This is a genomic window from Rhizobium leguminosarum, from assembly GCF_019798305.1.
GTDB classification, from domain to species: domain Bacteria; phylum Pseudomonadota; class Alphaproteobacteria; order Rhizobiales; family Rhizobiaceae; genus Rhizobium; species Rhizobium leguminosarum_U.
In genome coordinates this window covers 62,630-79,009 of sequence record NZ_JAAXDD010000010.1, presented here as the reverse complement: position 1 = coordinate 79,009, position 16,380 = coordinate 62,630, and the positions used below count along the sequence as shown (strand labels likewise).

General features: G+C 62.0%; 13 protein-coding genes. 6 read left to right on the top strand and 7 right to left on the bottom strand.

Annotated elements, in window-relative coordinates:
- Window positions 1-7 precede the first annotated feature (7 nt).
- The 5 genes from HFO99_RS18930 (at window position 8) to edd (ending at window position 6,974) form a co-directional block, all read left to right on the top strand.
- On the top strand, window positions 8-1,444 hold the full coding sequence (locus tag HFO99_RS18930) for a glutamine synthetase family protein (RefSeq protein ID WP_017967073.1): 1,437 nt from the start codon (window positions 8-10) through the stop codon (window positions 1,442-1,444).
- Window positions 1,445-1,453: 9 nt separating this feature from the next.
- Complete coding sequence (locus HFO99_RS18925) at window positions 1,454-2,752, top strand: NAD(P)/FAD-dependent oxidoreductase (RefSeq protein ID WP_222362835.1); 1,299 nt, start codon at window positions 1,454-1,456, stop codon at window positions 2,750-2,752.
- Window positions 2,753-2,888: 136 nt separating this feature from the next.
- Window positions 2,889-4,364: a glucose-6-phosphate dehydrogenase gene (gene zwf / locus HFO99_RS18920; RefSeq protein ID WP_222362833.1), complete on the top strand. Its 1,476-nt coding sequence runs from the start codon at window positions 2,889-2,891 to the stop codon at window positions 4,362-4,364.
- Between the two features lie 10 nt (window positions 4,365-4,374).
- Window positions 4,375-5,073 (top strand): 6-phosphogluconolactonase, encoded by a 699-nt coding sequence (pgl, locus tag HFO99_RS18915; RefSeq protein WP_222362831.1) that lies wholly within the window; start codon window positions 4,375-4,377, stop codon window positions 5,071-5,073.
- Window positions 5,074-5,150: 77 nt separating this feature from the next.
- The gene (edd, locus tag HFO99_RS18910; RefSeq protein ID WP_222362829.1) at window positions 5,151-6,974 is read left to right on the top strand and encodes a phosphogluconate dehydratase; all 1,824 of its coding nucleotides are present in this window, start codon (window positions 5,151-5,153) and stop codon (window positions 6,972-6,974) included.
- Between the two features lie 128 nt (window positions 6,975-7,102).
- On the opposite strand, the gene HFO99_RS18905 is transcribed toward edd, so the two are convergent.
- From HFO99_RS18905 to HFO99_RS18880, 6 genes are all read right to left on the bottom strand, one after another.
- Window positions 7,103-7,456 carry a hypothetical protein gene (locus HFO99_RS18905; RefSeq protein WP_018445791.1) on the bottom strand — a complete coding sequence of 118 codons (354 nt, stop codon included), beginning with the start codon at window positions 7,454-7,456 and terminating at the stop codon, window positions 7,103-7,105.
- A gap of 176 nt (window positions 7,457-7,632) precedes the next feature.
- A complete protein-coding gene (locus HFO99_RS18900; protein WP_064249307.1) occupies window positions 7,633-8,721 on the bottom strand; it encodes an ABC transporter ATP-binding protein in 1,089 nt (362 codons plus the stop codon).
- A gap of 20 nt (window positions 8,722-8,741) precedes the next feature.
- Window positions 8,742-10,394 (bottom strand): alpha-glucosidase, encoded by a 1,653-nt coding sequence (locus HFO99_RS18895; protein WP_222251215.1) that lies wholly within the window; start codon window positions 10,392-10,394, stop codon window positions 8,742-8,744.
- A 34-nt stretch (window positions 10,395-10,428) separates the two neighbouring features.
- A complete protein-coding gene (locus tag HFO99_RS18890; protein WP_222333502.1) occupies window positions 10,429-11,592 on the bottom strand; it encodes a carbohydrate ABC transporter permease in 1,164 nt (387 codons plus the stop codon).
- A gap of 1 nt (window position 11,593) precedes the next feature.
- Window positions 11,594-12,607 (bottom strand): carbohydrate ABC transporter permease, encoded by a 1,014-nt coding sequence (locus HFO99_RS18885; RefSeq protein ID WP_222362827.1) that lies wholly within the window; start codon window positions 12,605-12,607, stop codon window positions 11,594-11,596.
- A gap of 185 nt (window positions 12,608-12,792) precedes the next feature.
- Complete coding sequence (locus HFO99_RS18880; protein WP_017967063.1) at window positions 12,793-14,154, bottom strand: ABC transporter substrate-binding protein; 1,362 nt, start codon at window positions 14,152-14,154, stop codon at window positions 12,793-12,795.
- 293 nt (window positions 14,155-14,447) lie between these two features.
- Between HFO99_RS18880 and HFO99_RS18875 the strand changes: the two genes are divergently transcribed.
- On the top strand, window positions 14,448-15,473 hold the full coding sequence (locus HFO99_RS18875) for a LacI family DNA-binding transcriptional regulator (RefSeq protein WP_222362825.1): 1,026 nt from the start codon (window positions 14,448-14,450) through the stop codon (window positions 15,471-15,473).
- Here HFO99_RS18875 and folD read toward each other — a convergent pair whose 3' ends face one another.
- Window positions 15,474-16,373 carry a bifunctional methylenetetrahydrofolate dehydrogenase/methenyltetrahydrofolate cyclohydrolase FolD gene (gene folD, locus HFO99_RS18870; RefSeq protein ID WP_222362819.1) on the bottom strand — a complete coding sequence of 300 codons (900 nt, stop codon included), beginning with the start codon at window positions 16,371-16,373 and terminating at the stop codon, window positions 15,474-15,476. It abuts the gene before it with no gap.
- Window positions 16,374-16,380 lie beyond the last annotated feature (7 nt).

Here is a 16,380-nt window from a genome sequence, read left to right as displayed (position 1 = left end):
GTGTGTCATGTCCCCAAAAAAGACGACGCTGAAGCCTGCCAGAAACGTACCCGCCTCGAAGAAAACTCCCCCGGAGCCCGGATCCCTGCGCGGCGTTGCGAACTGGAAGGAAGCAGCGCGGTGGCTGAGGGACAGGGGCATCGAAGACATCGAATGCATCACGCCGGACCTTGCCGGCGTTGCGCGCGGCAAAATGATGCCGAGCTCGAAATTCACCTCGAACACGTCGCTGGCGCTGCCTTCAGCGATCTACCGGCACACGATTTCGGGCGAATATCCAGACGAGACGGAGAGCTTCCGATACGAGCCGCGCGACAGCGACCTGAAGCTGATGCCCGACCTTTCGACGCTTTCGGTCGTGCCCTGGGAAACCGACCCGACGGCGCAGGTGATCTGCGACATCGTCGATTCGGACGGCGGCGAAGTGCCCTATACGCCGCGCAACGTGCTGAAGCGCATCATGAGCCTCTATCACGAACGCGGCTGGAAACCGATCGTGGCGCCCGAGATCGAATTCTATCTCGTCGCCAAGAACGACGATCCCGACTATCCGCTGCACCCGCCCAAAGGCCGGTCCGGCCGCTCGATCCTCGGCGGCCAGGGCTATTCGATCGCCGGCATCAACGAGTTCGACGAGTTGATCGACGACGTCTATCATTTCTCGGAGAAGCAGGGGCTGGAGATCGATACGCTGATCCATGAAGAGGGACCGGCGCAGATGGAAATCAACCTGCGCCACGGCAATCCGATCGAGCTTGCCGACCAAGTATTCCTGTTCAAGCGGACGATCCGCGAGGCGGCGCTGAAGCACGACATCTACGCGACCTTCATGGCCAAGCCGATGCAGGGCCAGCCGGGTTCGGCGATGCATATCCACCAGTCAGTGGTCGATATCGAGACCGGCAAGAACATTTTCTCCAATCCCGACGGATCGGCCTCGAAGGAATTTTTCCATTTCATCGGCGGCATGCAGAAATTCGTGCCGAGCGCGATGGCGATGCTTGCACCCTACGTGAATTCCTACCGGCGCCTGCAGCCGGATATGTCCTGCCCGGTCAACAATGCCTGGGGCTACGACAACCGGACGACGGCTTTCCGCGTGCCGGTTTCCGATCCGCAAGCGCGGCGCGTGGAAAACCGGCTGCCGAGCTCGGACGCCAACCCCTATCTCGCACTCGCCGCCTCGCTCGCTTCCGGCCTGCTCGGAATCATGAACGAGATCGAGCCGACGGCGCCGACGGAGGATTCGGCCAATGAGGGCTCGATCGACCTGCCACGCGGCCTGCTGGAAGCCGTGGCGCTGCTCGAGGACGAACCCGCCTTCGAGGAGATGTTCGGCAAGCAGTTCATCGGCCTTTATGCCGGCGTCAAGCGCGGCGAGTTCGAAACCTTCATGCAGGTGATCAGCCCTTGGGAGCGGGAATTCCTTCTGCTCAACGTGTGAGGGACCATCATGGCATCGCAGGAGACATGGCAGAGCCCGATCGCGCCCGGGCTGTCCTGGTATCAGGCAACGGTCGGGGAGCGGCCCACCTATGCCGCTCTCGACGGCTCGAGAACATGCGACGTCGCCATCGTCGGCGGCGGCTATACCGGCCTGCAGGCCGCCTATAATCTTGCCAAAGCAGGCGTTTCAGTGGTGCTGATCGAGGCCTGCCGCTTCGGCGACGGGGCGTCCGGGCGCAATGGCGGTCAACTCGGCACCGGCCAGCGATGGTGGCCGGAGGAACTCGAGGAGAAGATCGGCTACGAACGCTCGAAGGCGCTGTTCGATCTTGCCGAGGCGGCCAAACGCCATCTCATCGATTTCGCCCGCGAGCATCAGATCGAGATCGACTATGTGCCCGGCCAGCTCAACGTCGCACACAAGGCGAGCTACAAGCCCGCCTATTACGAAAATGCCGAGATCGCCGCCTTCCGTTACGACTACCCGCATCTGCGCTTCATGGACGAGAAGGAAACGCAGGAGAGGCTCGGCTCGAAGCGTTTCCATTGCGGCGTGCGCGATGTCGGCACCGGCCACATTCATCCACTGAAGCTGCTGGTGGGGCTGGCGCGGGTCGCTGCCAATGCCGGCGCTGAAATCTTCGAGATGACCAGAGCAACGGCGATGCGCCAGGGCGGCGGCAAGGTGACGATCGAAACCGAAAGGGGAACGATCACCGCTGAGCGCGCGCTGATCGCCTGCAACGGCTATATCGGCAATCTGGAGCCGGTAACGGCAAGCCATGTCATGCCGATCCGTTCCTTCATCGGTGCCACCGCGCCGCTCGACGGGCATCCCAATGTGCTGCCCGGGGGCGAGGCCGTGGCCGATTCGCGTTTCGTCGTGCGCTACTTCCGCAAATTCGGCGACGGCCGTCTGCTGTTCGGCGGGCGTGAAGCCTATACGTCGGACAATCCGCGGGACATTTCGCAGCACATCCGCCGGCAGATTGCCGAGGTCTATCCTGATCTGAAGGACATCGAGATCACCCATGCCTGGGGCGGCAGCGTCGGCATCACCCTGCCGCGCCAGCCTTTCGTGCGCGAGGTCATGCCTGGCGTCATCTCGATCGGCGGTTATTCCGGCCATGGCGTCATGCTGTCAAACTACTGTGGCAAGCTCTATGCGGAAACAGTGCTTGGAAAATCGGGCGATCTCGACCTCTTCACGTCGCTCGATATTCCCGCGTTTCCCGGCGGAGCCCGCATGCGGGCGCCGCTGCTTTTCCTCGCCTTGTCGTGGTTTGCACTTCGCGACAAGTTTTAGTCCGATTGCGGATTTCCTCTTCCGGAAATTCGCTCTAAAACCGGTGCCTGACAGATTCATTGCACTGCACACTGGCTTTTTTAAATCGATTAGATTAAAAGAGCCGCCAACCAAAGCCCGATTGAGAGACAAGCTCATGAGCAGCCAGATCATTCCCGTTGAGCCTTTTGATTATGTCGTCTTCGGCGGCAGCGGCGACCTTGCCGAACGCAAGCTTCTGCCCGCTCTTTATCATCGCCAGATCGAAGGCCAGTTTACGGAACCGACCCGCGTAATCGGCGCCTCGCGCAGCCCGCTGACCCATGAGGAATACCGCAAATTCGCCAGGGATGCGCTGACGGAGCACCTGAAGAAGGGCGAATATGACGAGGCGGAGGTTGAGAAATTCTGTGCCCGCCTCTACTACGTCTCGGTCGACGCCCGCACGGATGCCGGCTGGGATCAGCTGAAAAAGCTGCTCGACGAGGGCAGGGAGCGCGTGCGCGCCTTCTATCTGGCGGTCGCGCCCGGCATCTTCGGCGACATTTCGCAGAAGATTCACGACCACAAGCTGATCACCAAATCGACCCGCATCGTCGTCGAGAAGCCGATCGGCCGCGACCTCGCCTCGGCGCTGCAGCTCAACGACTCGATCGGCCGCGCCTTCAAGGAAGAGCAGATCTTCCGTATCGACCACTATCTCGGCAAGGAGACGGTGCAGAACCTGATGGCGCTGCGCTTCGCCAACGCGCTCTACGAGCCGCTCTGGAACGCCAACTACATCGACCACGTGCAGATCACCGTGGCTGAATCGGTCGGCCTCGAAGGCCGCGCCGGCTATTACGATACGGCCGGCGCATTGCGCGACATGGTGCAGAACCACATTCTGCAGCTGCTTTGCCTCACGGCGATGGAAGTACCCTCGTCAATGGATTCGGAAGCCGTTCGCGACGAGAAGCTGAAGGTGCTGCGCGCGCTGAAGCCGCTCAATGCTTCCAATGTCGAGCAGGCGACGGTGCGCGGCCAGTATCGCGCCGGCGCATCGGGCACCGGTCCGGTCAAGGGCTACCTCGAAGAACTCGAAGGCGGCGTCTCGAACACCGAGACCTTCGTCGCCATCAAGGCCGAGATCAACAACTGGCGCTGGGCGGGCGTTCCCTTCTACATCCGCACGGGCAAGCGCCTGACGGGACGCATGTCCGAGATCGTCATCACCTTCAAGCCGATCCCGCACGCGATCTTCGACCAGGCGGCCGGGCGCATCAACGCCAACCAGTTGATCATTCGCCTGCAGCCGGATGAGGGCGTCAAGCAGTCGCTGATGATCAAGGATCCGGGTCCGGGCGGCATGCGCCTGCGCAATGTCTCGCTCGACATGAGCTTCGCCCAGGCCTTCAACGTCCGCAATCCTGACGCCTACGAGCGCCTGCTGATGGACGTGGTCCGCTCCAACCAGACATTGTTCATGCGCCGCGACGAAGTGGAAGCCGCATGGAGATGGGTCGATCCGATCCTCAAGGGTTGGGAAACGACCGGCCAGCAGGTGCAGGGCTATACGGCCGGCACCTGGGGCCCGAGCCAGGCCATCGCGCTGATCGAGCGCGACGGCCGCACCTGGCATGACGAAATCTAGGACGAAATCGATGGCATCGACCCTGCATACCTTCGCCAGCGCCGCAGACCTCGCCAGAAGTCTCGCCGACAAGGTCGCCGATACGCTTGCGGCGGCGATTGCCGCCCGCGGAACGGCGTCCATTGCCGTTTCCGGCGGCTCCACACCGAGGGCCTTTTTCCAGGCGCTTTCGACACGCGACATCGCCTGGGAAAAAGTGACGATCACGCTTGTCGACGAACGCTTCGTGCCGGCCGACAATCCGCGCTCGAACCATCTGCTGGTCGACGCCAATCTTCTTCAAAACAAGGCAAAGGCGGCGCGCTTCGTGCCGCTTTACCAGCCGGCACCTTCCGTCGAGGAAGCAGCAAGACTTGCGACGGCAAAGAGCGCCGAGATCGGCATCCCCTTCGACATCGTCATCCTCGGCATGGGTGGCGATGGACACACCGCCTCGTTCTTTCCTGGCGGCAGCAATCTTGCCGTGGCGCTCGATGCATCGACGCCGCGCGGCATCATCCCCATGGAAGCGGAAGGAGCCGGCGAGCCGCGCCTGACCTTCACCTTCTCCAGTCTTGAGGATGCCGCACTCCTGGTTCTCCATATCGAGGGCGAAGGCAAAAAAGACGTTCTCGCCAAGGCGGAAGGCAGCGGTGAAGAGGCAGAAATGCCGATCCGCGCCGTTCTGCGCCGGGCCACTTCCCCGGTCGAGATCTACTGGGCTCCCTGATCAGCCGTCATCCGGATTGAGATTCAGGCTAGAGCCGCCGAAACAGATAGAGACAACGAACAAGGCAGGGATTTTCCATGTCCGCTCACGCACGCATTTCTGCGATCACCGATCGTATCGTCGAACGCTCGAAACCAACCCGCGACCGCTACCTGGAACGCCTGCGCGCGGCCGCCTCGCAGGGCGTGCAGCGCTCGGTGCTTGGCTGCGCCAACCTCGCCCATGGCTTCGCGGTCTGTTCCCCCGCCGACAAGGATGCGCTCGCCGGCGACCGCATCCCCAATCTCGGCATCATCACCGCCTATAACGACATGCTCTCGGCCCACCAGCCGTTCGAGACCTATCCGGCGATCATCCGCGAGGCCGCCGCCCAGGCAGGCGGCGTGGCGCAGGTGGCCGGCGGCGTGCCGGCGATGTGCGACGGCGTCACCCAGGGACAGCCGGGCATGGAGCTCTCGCTGTTCTCGCGCGACCTGATCGCCATGTCGGCGGGCGTCGGCCTGTCGCACAACATGTTCGATGCCGCCCTCTTCCTCGGCGTCTGCGACAAGATCGTGCCGGGCCTGGTGATCGCAGCCCTGTCCTTCGGGCATCTGCCGTCGATCTTCGTTCCGGCCGGTCCGATGACGACAGGGCTGCCGAACGACGAGAAGTCGCGCGTACGCCAGCTCTTTGCCGAGGGCAAGGTCGGACGGGCCGAACTGCTGGAGGCGGAATCGAAATCCTATCACGGCCCCGGCACCTGCACCTTCTACGGCACCGCCAATTCCAACCAGATGCTGATGGAGATCATGGGCTTCCACATGCCCGGCTCGTCCTTCATCAATCCCGGCACGCCGTTGCGTGAAGCGCTGACGCGCGAAGCCGCCAAGCGGGCGCTGGCGATCACCGCGCTCGGCAACGAATTCACGCCGGCAGGCGAGATGATCGACGAGCGCTCGATCGTCAATGGCGTCGTCGGCCTGCATGCGACCGGCGGCTCGACCAATCATACGTTGCACCTCGTCGCCATGGCGCGGGCAGCCGGCATCCAGCTCACCTGGCAGGACATTGCCGAGCTTTCGGAAATCGTCCCGCTGCTTGCCCGCGTCTACCCGAACGGGCTTGCCGACGTGAACCATTTCCAGGCGGCCGGCGGCATGGGCTTCCTCATCAAGGAACTATTGAAGCACGGACTGGTGCATGACGACGTCCGCACCGTCTTCGGCCAGGGCCTCCAAGCCTATACGGTCGATGCTCGTCTCGGCGAAAACGGCGCCGTCCTACGCGAGCCGTCGCCAGAAAAAAGCGTCGATCCCAAGGTCCTCTCCAGCATCGAAACGCCGTTCCAGGCCAATGGTGGGCTGAAGATGCTGCGCGGCAATCTCGGCAAAGCGGTTATCAAGATTTCCGCCGTCAAGCCGGAGCGCCACATCATCGAGGCGCCGGCAATCATCTTCCACAGCCAGCAAGAACTGCAGGACGCCTTCAAGGAAGGCAAGCTCAACTGCGATTTCATCGCTGTCGTGCGCTTCCAGGGCCCGAAGGCGAACGGCATGCCGGAACTGCACAAGCTGACGCCGCCGCTCGGCGTGCTGCAGGATCGCGGCTTCCGCGTGGCGCTCCTGACCGACGGGCGCATGTCCGGCGCATCCGGCAAGGTGCCGGCCGCGATCCACGTCACGCCGGAAGCGGTCGACGGCGGTCCGATCGCCCGCATCCGCCAGGGCGACATCATTCGCCTCGACGCCATCAAGGGCACGCTCGAGCTGCTCGTCGATGCAGCTGACATGGCCGAGCGCGCGCCGGTGACTATCGATCTCTCCGACAATGAATTCGGCATGGGCCGCGAGCTCTTCGCACCGTTCCGCCGCGCCGTCGGACCTTCGGACCAGGGTGCGAGCGTGCTCTTCCACCACTGAGCGGGTGGCTTCTGGCAAACAAAAACCCGCGGGGGTGAACACCCGCGGGTTTTTGATTTCAATCCGGTGATAGTGCCGCATTCACGCGTCCTGGCGGACACGCGGCGTTCCACCGGATGTGCGCGGCTTCAGGCTCGGATATCGAGAACGTAGTCGCGGTGCGCCGGATGGGTGCTGTAGACGAAGATCTTGTTCAGCTCCTTCTGCGTCAGCAGGCGCAGGAAGCGGACGTCGATCGTATTGTTGGCGTTGACCTTCATCAGCAGGCAGCCGACCTTGGTGATGCGGGCATCCGGAATATCCAGATAGAACTGCTTCGGCAGGCTGAACTGGGTCAGGATCGCGAGCGTCGCGCTGCTCATCGAAATACGGACAATGTCGCAGCGGCGAGAAGCCGCGTGCATGACGCCCTTTTCCGTATATTCGATGCGCGCGGCGTTCATGGTGTCCTCCATCTTGAACCGCGCCTCGCGGTCGTACATGAAGGATTCTTCCTTGCTCAGGAAATGAGATTTTGGCTGTGACGGATTGGAAGCGGCCACGTGCTTATCCCCCTCATAAATTGACGAGGAAAGGGTAGCAGCCGATCTTTAACAGAAAGTGAGAATTCGGCCCTTCCCGCACAATTCTTGCGACCATCACCCCAAAAATGGCCGCCTCACTTCCGGTAGGTATGGCCGGTTGCGTCAAACAGATGCAACTTCTGCCTGTCGGCGGCAAACCGCATCCTCTGTCCCTTCTTCACATCATAGATGCCGGGCAGCTTGACGACGATCGGCTCGCCCGGGACCAGGCCCTCGATATAAAGCAACGTCACTTCGCCGAGCGCTTCGACGATCGACACTTCACCTTCGAAAAGGTAGTCGGCGCCATCGGCAACCCGGAGATCCTCCGGACGGACGCCGAAGCTTGCCTGCTTGCCGGTTTCCGACGAGTCGGTCGCCACATCGAGGGTCACCGACATGCCGCCGGTCAGCGTCACCGTCGTCTGGCTTCCGGTTCCGGCGACCGTCGCCGGAATGATGTTCATGGCCGGCGAGCCGATGAATTTCGCGACGAAGAGGTTTGCCGGGCGCTCGTAGAGGTCCAACGGCGCGCCGACCTGCTCGATATTGCCGGCGGAGAGAACGACGATACGGTCGGCAAGCGTCATCGCCTCGACCTGATCGTGGGTGACGTAGATCATCGTCGTATCGGCCATCTGCTCGTTCAGGCGGGCAATCTCGATGCGGGTCGCGACGCGCAGCGCGGCATCGAGGTTGGAGAGTGGCTCGTCGAACAGAAAGACCTTAGGATCGCGGCAGATGGCGCGGCCGATCGCCACGCGCTGGCGCTGGCCGCCGGAAAGCGCCTTTGGCAGGCGATCGAGATAGTTGGTCAACTGCAGGCTCTCGGCCGCCGCCCGGACGCGGCGGTCGATCTCCTGGCGGCTTTCGCCGGCGATCTTCATACCGAAAGCCATGTTATCGAACACGGTCATATGCGGGTAGAGCGCATAGGACTGGAAGACCATGGCGATGCCGCGCTTGGAGGGCGGCACGTCATTGACGAGATGGCCGTCGATATACATCTCACCGCCGGTGATCGCCTCGAGACCGGCGATCATGCGCAGAAGCGTGGATTTGCCACAACCGGATGGACCGACGAAGACGATGAATTCGCCCTGTTTGATATCGAGGTCGATACCATGGAGAACGTCCACGGAACCGTAGGACTTGCGGATATCCTTCAGCGTCAGTCCAGTCATTTTTCTCTCCCCTTAGTTCCTTAGGCGAGACGGGCGAAATACGCCCCCCAGGCCGGAATATCGATCTTGTCGCCATAGTTGTTGCTGGTAAAGCCATGGCCCGTCAATGCCTGCCATTCTCCCGCAGGCAGAATGACGGCGGCCTCGGCCGGGCTCATGTTGAAGATGCAGAGCAGCTTCTCGTTGCCGTATTCACGGGTAAAGACAAGGCTATCTCGCTGCGGTTCTTCGAATTCGATCTCGCCCTTGGCAAAAGCGGGATGCAGCTTGCGGAAGGCGATGAAGCGGCGATAGTGCTCCAACACCGAGGCCTCGTCGCCCTGCTGGACGCTGGCGGCGCGAAGGATATGCTCGACCGGCACCGGCAGCCAGGGCTTGACTGTGGAGAAGCCGCCCTGAGCGACCTGGCTGTCCCAGACCATCGGCGTGCGGCAGCCGTCGCGGCCTTTGAATTCCGGCCAGAACTGGATGCCATAGGGATCCTGCAGATCCTGATAGGCGAGATCGGCCTCGGTCAGCGCCAGCTCCTCACCCTGATAGAGGCAGACCGAGCCGCGCAGCGTCATCAACAACGAGGCATAGAGCTTGGCGAAGGCATCGTGATCGGCGACCAGCCCGCCCCAGCGGCTGACATGGCGCATGACGTCGTGATTGGAGAAGGCCCAGCAGGCCCAGCCATCGGGTGCGGCGGCTTCGAAATCCTGCATCACCTCTTCGACGCGCTCCGCCGTCAGCGGATCGGGCGCCAGGAACTCGAAGGCGTAGCACATGTGCATCTTGTCATTGCCGGAGGTGTATTCGCCGACGATTTCAAGGCCGCGCTGGCTGTCGCCGACTTCGCCGACGGCGGCGATTGCCGGGAATTCTTCGAGAACGGCGCGGAAGCGCTTCAGGAAGGCTAGGTTCTCCGGCCGGTTCTTGTCGTAAATATGCTCCTGGAAATTATAGGGATTGACCGCCGGCGCCGTCGAGGCGTTGCGGCGCTCGGGCGCAAGCGCCGGATTGTCGCGCAATTGCGTATCGTGGAAATAGAAGTTGATGGTGTCGAGGCGAAAGCCGTCGACGCCACGGTTGAGCCAGAAGCGGACGACATCAAGCAGACGGTCCTGCACCTCAGGATTATGCAGGTTCATGTCCGGCTGCGATGTCAGGAAGTTGTGCAAGTAATATTGCATGCGCGTCGGATCCCACGCCCATGCCGAGCCGCCGAAGATCGACAGCCAGTTGTTCGGCGGCGTGCCATCCGGCTTGGCATCGGCCCAGACATACCAGTCAGCCTTGGCGTTGGTCTTGCTCGAGCGGCTTTGTACGAACCAGGGATGCTGATCCGAGCTGTGGGAGATGACGAGGTCGATCATCACCCGGATGCCGAGACGATGGGCCTCTGATATCATCGTGTCGAAATCCACCAGCGTGCCGAAGATCGAATCGACATTCTCGTAGTCGGAAACGTCATAACCGAAATCGCGCATCGGCGAGGTGAAGAAGGGCGAGATCCAGATGGCATCGACGCCAAGGCTTGCCACATGCGGCAGGCGGGCGGTGATGCCCTTCAGGTCGCCGATGCCGTCGCCGTTCGAATCCTGGTAGGAGCGCGGGTAGATCTGATAGATCACCGCGCCACGCCACCAGTCCTTGTCGGGGGTCGAAATCGATTGGGAAGCCACGTTCATGGAATATCCTGTTTGAAGTCACGTTCGGAAATGGTCAGCCCCCTTTAACCGAGCCCGCCAGCAGGCCACGCACCAGATAACGCTGCAGCCCAAAGAAGACGAGCAGCGGCACGATGATGGTGACGAAGGCCGACGCCGTCAAAATCTCCCAATTGCCGCCGCGTGAGCCAAGCAGCGCGTTGAGGCTGCCGGTCAGCACGAGGTGGTCCTTGTCGGTGCCGAGGAAGACCATGGCGACGAGCAGGTCGTTCCACACCCACAGGAACTGGAAGATGGCGAAGGAGGCGAGTGCCGGAAAGGACAGAGGCAATACGATGCGGACGAAGATCTCGAAGTCGCTGGCGCCGTCGACGCGGGCGGATTCGATGATCTCCTTCGGCAGGCCGGCGATATAGGCCCGCAGGAGGTAGATGGCGAGCGGCATGCCGAAGGCGGTATGGGCCATCCAGATGCCGGGATAGGTCTTGGACGGCTGGCCGAGCAGGTTGCCGATCTCGTTGTAGAGGCGCAGCAGCGGGATCAGCGACATCTGCAGCGGCACGACGATGAGGCCGACGACGAGGGCAATCAGCAGCCCGCGGCCGGGAAACTCCATCCAGCTGAGCGCATAGGCTGCGAAAGCGGCGATCAGGATCGGAATGATCGTCGCTGGGATCGTCACAGTCAGCGAGTTGATGAAGGACTGACCGATGCCCTCGCCGGTCAGAACCGTTTTATAGTTCTGCATCGTGAATTCCGGCGGTGCGGAGACGGACGCATAGATGCGCCGCGGGCGTTCGTCGGGCGAGAAGGCGACGTTCTTCACATAGCGGTAGCTGCCGTCGCTATTGATCTGCAGAGTTTCGCCGTCGCCGAGATCGGCCGTCATGCCGGCGTCGAAAGCGGCCGGCTGCTGCACCCGGTTGCCGAAGGCCTTCACCGAGCGGCCGGTCTGTCCCTCCAGCACATTGCCTGTGATGACGTAATTGGCGCCTTCCTGCCGTTGCTGGTCCGGCGTGCCCAAGCGCACGGCGACGGTCTGCGTCGAGCCGACGAAGGCCGTCCACCAGCCGGAGACGACGATCTGGTCCTTGTCGCGCAGCGCGCTGACGAAGATTCCGAGCGTCGGGATCAGCCAGACGATGACGATCAGCAGAACGGCGGCATGAACGAAGAGACGGGCGGGGCCGATCTTGAAATAGCTTCCAACAGCGGTCATCTCAGTGGCCCTTCAGTTCGCGATTGGCGCGTCGCACATTCCAAACCATGATCGGCGTGACGGCGAGCATGATGATGATGGCAATGACGGCGCTTCGGCCGGAATCGCCGCCGCCGCGAAACAGCCAGTTGAACATCAAATTCGCCAGCACCATCGACTGCCACTGGCCGTTGGTCATGGTCAGCACGATGTCGAAGACCTTGAGGACGAGGATGGTGATCGTCGTCCAGACGACCGCGATGGAGCCCCAGATCTGCGGCACCATGATGCGCCAGAAGATCTGCCAGCCATTGGCGCCGTCGATGACGGCGGCCTCTATCGTCTCCTCCGGAATGCCGCGAAGGGCAGCCGACAGGATGACCATGGCGAAACCGGTCTGGATCCAGATCAGGATGATCATCAGGAAGAAGTTGTTCCAGAAGGGAACTGAGATCCACACCTCGGGTGTCCCGCCGAACGTCTGGACGATGGCGTTCAGCAGGCCGATCTGGACGTCGTTGCCGCCGCGATATTCGTAGATGAATTTCCAGATGACCGAGGCGCCGACGAAGGAGATCGCCATCGGCATGAAGACGATGCTCTTGGCGATATTGCCCCACCAGATGCGATCGGTCATTACGGCGATGACGAGGCCGAAAAAGGTGCAGGCGGCCGGCACCACGGCAAGCCAGAGGATGTTGTTGAAGATCGACTGGCGGAATTCGCGGTCGCCGAGCGCCCATCTGTAATTGCCAAGGCCGACGAACTGCAGACCGGCACGGTCGTAGAAGGAGAGGATGAAGGTCGCAACGACGGGATAGACGAGATAGACGATCAGCAGGAAGAGCGCCGGGCCGATGAACAGCCACGGCCGGACGAGTGCACGGCGGTTGAGATTGCGCGATGCGGCGCGGATGTCGCCATCCTTCACCGGCAGAGCGAGGTCCAGGATCTTGTTCGAAAAATAGAAATAGGCCGAGCACGCGACAACGGCGACGACCACGACGCCCAAAGCGGACACTATCTGCGACAGCATTTCGTCCCTCCCCTGCTTCCTGATCTTATTCCGACCGGTTGTTATTCTGACGGGTCAACGCCGGTCATCGTCAATCTATTTGTATTGCCCAATCACAATATATCCTGCGATGGCCGGGCTCTTTGCGAGCCCGGCCAGTCATGCAAGCCATGCCGCCGGCAAGCCGGCGGCATAATTTTGAAAGATTACTTGATGCCGTCCCAGGCGCTCTGGATTTCGCCTGCAGACTCTTCGGCCGACTTGCCGCCGACGAAATCGACCATGCCGGTCCAGAAGGCGCCGGCGCCGATCTTGCCCGGCATCAGGTCGGAACCGTCGAAGCGGAAGGTGGTGGCGGAGGTCAGGATCTCGCCTTCCTTCTTCATCTGCGGGTTGGCATAGGCCTCGGTGCTGACGCCCTTATACGGCGTCAGGAAGCTCGACTGCGCCATCCAGACCTCATGGGCGATCGGGGTCTTCAGGAAGTCGATGAAGGCGCGGGCCGTCTTCGAGTCCTTGGCGATCGAGACGAGCGTGCCGGCGCCGAGAACCGGCTTGCCGAGTTCGGGATGCGAAGCAAAGGTCGGCATGTAGAAGAAGTCGGCATCCTGACCGAGCTTCGTGCCCTCAGGGAAGAAGGACGGGATGAACGAGGCCTGATGGTGCATGTAGCACTTCGGCGGAACCGCGAAGAGGCCCTTCGGGCTGTCGCGGAAATCGGTCGAGGCCACCGCCGCGACGCCGCCATCGACGTATTTCGCGTTCTTGGCGAACTTGCCGAACTCGTCGATTGCGGCAACGACGGCCGGATCGGTGAACTTCAGCTCGTTGGTCGTCCACTTGTCGTAGGCTTCCGGCGGCTGCATGCGCAGCATGATGTCCTCGACCCAGTCGGTCGCCGGCCAGCCGGTGGCGCCGCCGGAACCGAGACCGATGCACCAGGGAACGCCGCCATCCTTGACGATCTGATCGGTCAGGGCATGCAGTTCTTCCATGGTCGTCGGGATCTTGTAGCCGGCTTCCTCGAAGTTCTCCGGAACATACCAGACCAGCGATTTTACGTCGGCCTTATAGGGGAAGGCGTAGAAGGCTTCCTTGCCGTCCTTGCCCTTGTAGGTGCCGTAACCGACCCAGCTGTCGCCGGCGCCGTAATTGTCCTTGATCCACTTGGAGTTGTCATCGCCGAGCGGCGTCAGGAAGCCCTTGCTGGCGAGATCGGCCAGCAGGCCCGGCTGCGGCAGAACGGCAATGTTCGGCGGCGAGCCTGCCTGCGTATCGATGACGATCTGCTGTTCGTAGTTTTCGGAAGAGGAGTATTTGGCATCGATGCCGGTGGCTTCGGTGAAATAGGCAAGAACGCTCAGGAAGAACGCCTCGTCCTCGCCGCGCCACGGCCCGAAGATCGTCAGCGGCTGGCCCTTCAGATCGGCATGAGCAGCCTTGAACTCGTCATAGCTCTTCCAGTTGAACTTGGAATCCTGTCCCGGGGCAAATTTCAAATCGGCCGCGGACGCAGCACCGGCAAAAAGCGCTGCCACGGCAACGCCCATCAAAAATGACTTTTTCATGTGATCAACCTCCCATCACAATCCGCGCCGAATTCCCTCCAAAAAGAAATTTCAAAGCGCTTTGACACCCAACTCATTCCACTGTCGGTGGAATGGAGTCAAGTCAATTCGCGAAAACCCGCCGTATACATGCTGGATATCGCGGCGCAGCAATGCCTATCGGGAAATATGGAGCGATTTTTCTTGAGTCAAGCGCGCCAGATGATACATAATTGAAAGCGCTTTGGATGCCACTGGGAGGCGGCAGGCCTTTTCAGGACGGCTGACAGGCGGGCCGGGAGGAAGCATAGCAGGTGAATCTCAAACAGCTATCGGAATTGCTGGGGCTGTCGCAGACGACGGTGAGCCGGGCGCTGAACGGCTATCCCGAGGTCAACGAGGCGACCCGGGAGCGTGTGCTCCAGGCTGTCAAGGAGACCGGCTACCGGCCGAACAAGGCAGCGCAGCGGCTTGCGACCGGCAAGGCAGGCTCGATCGGCCTCGTCATGCCGACGGCCCCCGGCCACCAGTCCGACGTGCATTTCGGTGAATTCCTGGCCGGGCTCGGCGAAGAGGCCGTCCGCCACGACTTCCATTTCGTCATCATGCCGGCTGACCCGGATGACGAGGTAGCGGCCCTTCGCCGCCTTGCGATCAGCGGCAACGTCGATGCCCTATTCGTCGCCTATATGCGCGGCCACGACCCGCGGCTTGCCATGCTGAAATCACTGTCGATGCCCTATGTCGTGCACGGCCGCTCCTTTGGTTCGGAGCCGGACTATCCCTATCTCGACATCGACAATGAAGGCGCCTTCTACGATGCGACACGACTGCTGCTGCAGCTCGGTCATACGCGCTTTGCGCTAATGAACGGACCGATGCATCTCGATTTCGCCATCCGCAGGAAGAACGGCGTCATATCAGCCCTTGCCGAGCGCGGGCTCGCGCTCGGGGAAGGTTGCATGAGCCACGCGCTGATGACGGACGAGCAAGGCCTGCTGGCGATGGAACATTTTCTGCAATTGCCGGAGCGGCCGACGGCGATCCTCTGCTCCAGTACGGTGCTGGCGCTCGGCGCGATCCGCGCGGTCAACCAGGCCGGATTGCGGCTCGGCGAGGATATCTCGCTGATCGCCCATGACGACGTGCTGCCGCTGCTGAAACCGGAAAGCTTTTCCGTGCCGCTGACGACGACGCGCTCTTCATTGCGGGCGGCCGGCGTTCGCATCGCGCAGCGGCTGATCGGCACCGTGAAGCAGGCCGGCCCCTTCCCCGACCAGGAGCTCTGGAAGACCGAGCTGATCGTCAGGGCTTCGACCGGCCCTGTTCCCCAGGCCTAATCAAAACTGCGGCGGCGTCTGCCCTGCAGTGCGGTGGGCGGCGATGACCGTGTTGGCCATCAGCATGGCGATGGTCATTGGTCCGACGCCGCCGGGAACCGGGGTGATGGTACTGGCGACCGCAGAGACCTCTTCGAAGGCGACATCGCCGACGAGCCGGGTCTTGCCCTCGCCTCTTTCGGGGGCTGCCACCCGATTGATGCCGACGTCGATGACCGTCGCACCGGGCTTGACCCAATCGGCCCTGACCATCTCCGGCCGGCCGACAGCGGCCACCAAGATATCGGCGTTGCGGCAGACCTCGGCGAGATTCCTGGTCCTGGAATGCGCGATCGTCACCGTCGCATTGGCGTTGAGCAGCAATTGCGCCATCGGCTTGCCGAACAGGTTGGAGCGGCCGATGACGACGGCGTTGAGGCCGGAGAGATCCTCGCCACGGGTGCGGCGGACGAACACCATGGCGCCGGCCGGGGTGCAGGAGACAAGTCCGGTCTTCAGGTCGCCGGTGGCGAGCTTGCCGGCATTGACGACGCTCAGGCCGTCGACATCCTTTTCCGGCAGGATCGACTGGATGATCGCCTCGCTGTCGAGCGGCTTCGGCAGGGGCAGCTGCACCAGGATGCCGTGGATCGACGGATCGGCGTTGAGGGTGGCGACAAGGGCTGCCAGCTCCTCCTGCTTCGTCTCGGCCGGCAGCGTGTGCTGGACGGACTTGAATCCGCATTCCTTGGCCATGCGGCCCTTGGAACCGACATAGGCGTGGCTTGCCGGATCGTCGCCGACGATGACGACAGCAAGGCCGGTGGTGACGCCGGTGCTTTTTTCCAACGCTGCCGTCGCACTCTTGACCGTCTGAATGACCGATGCAGCTACGTACTTGCCGTCGATTACTGTCGCCACGCGTCTC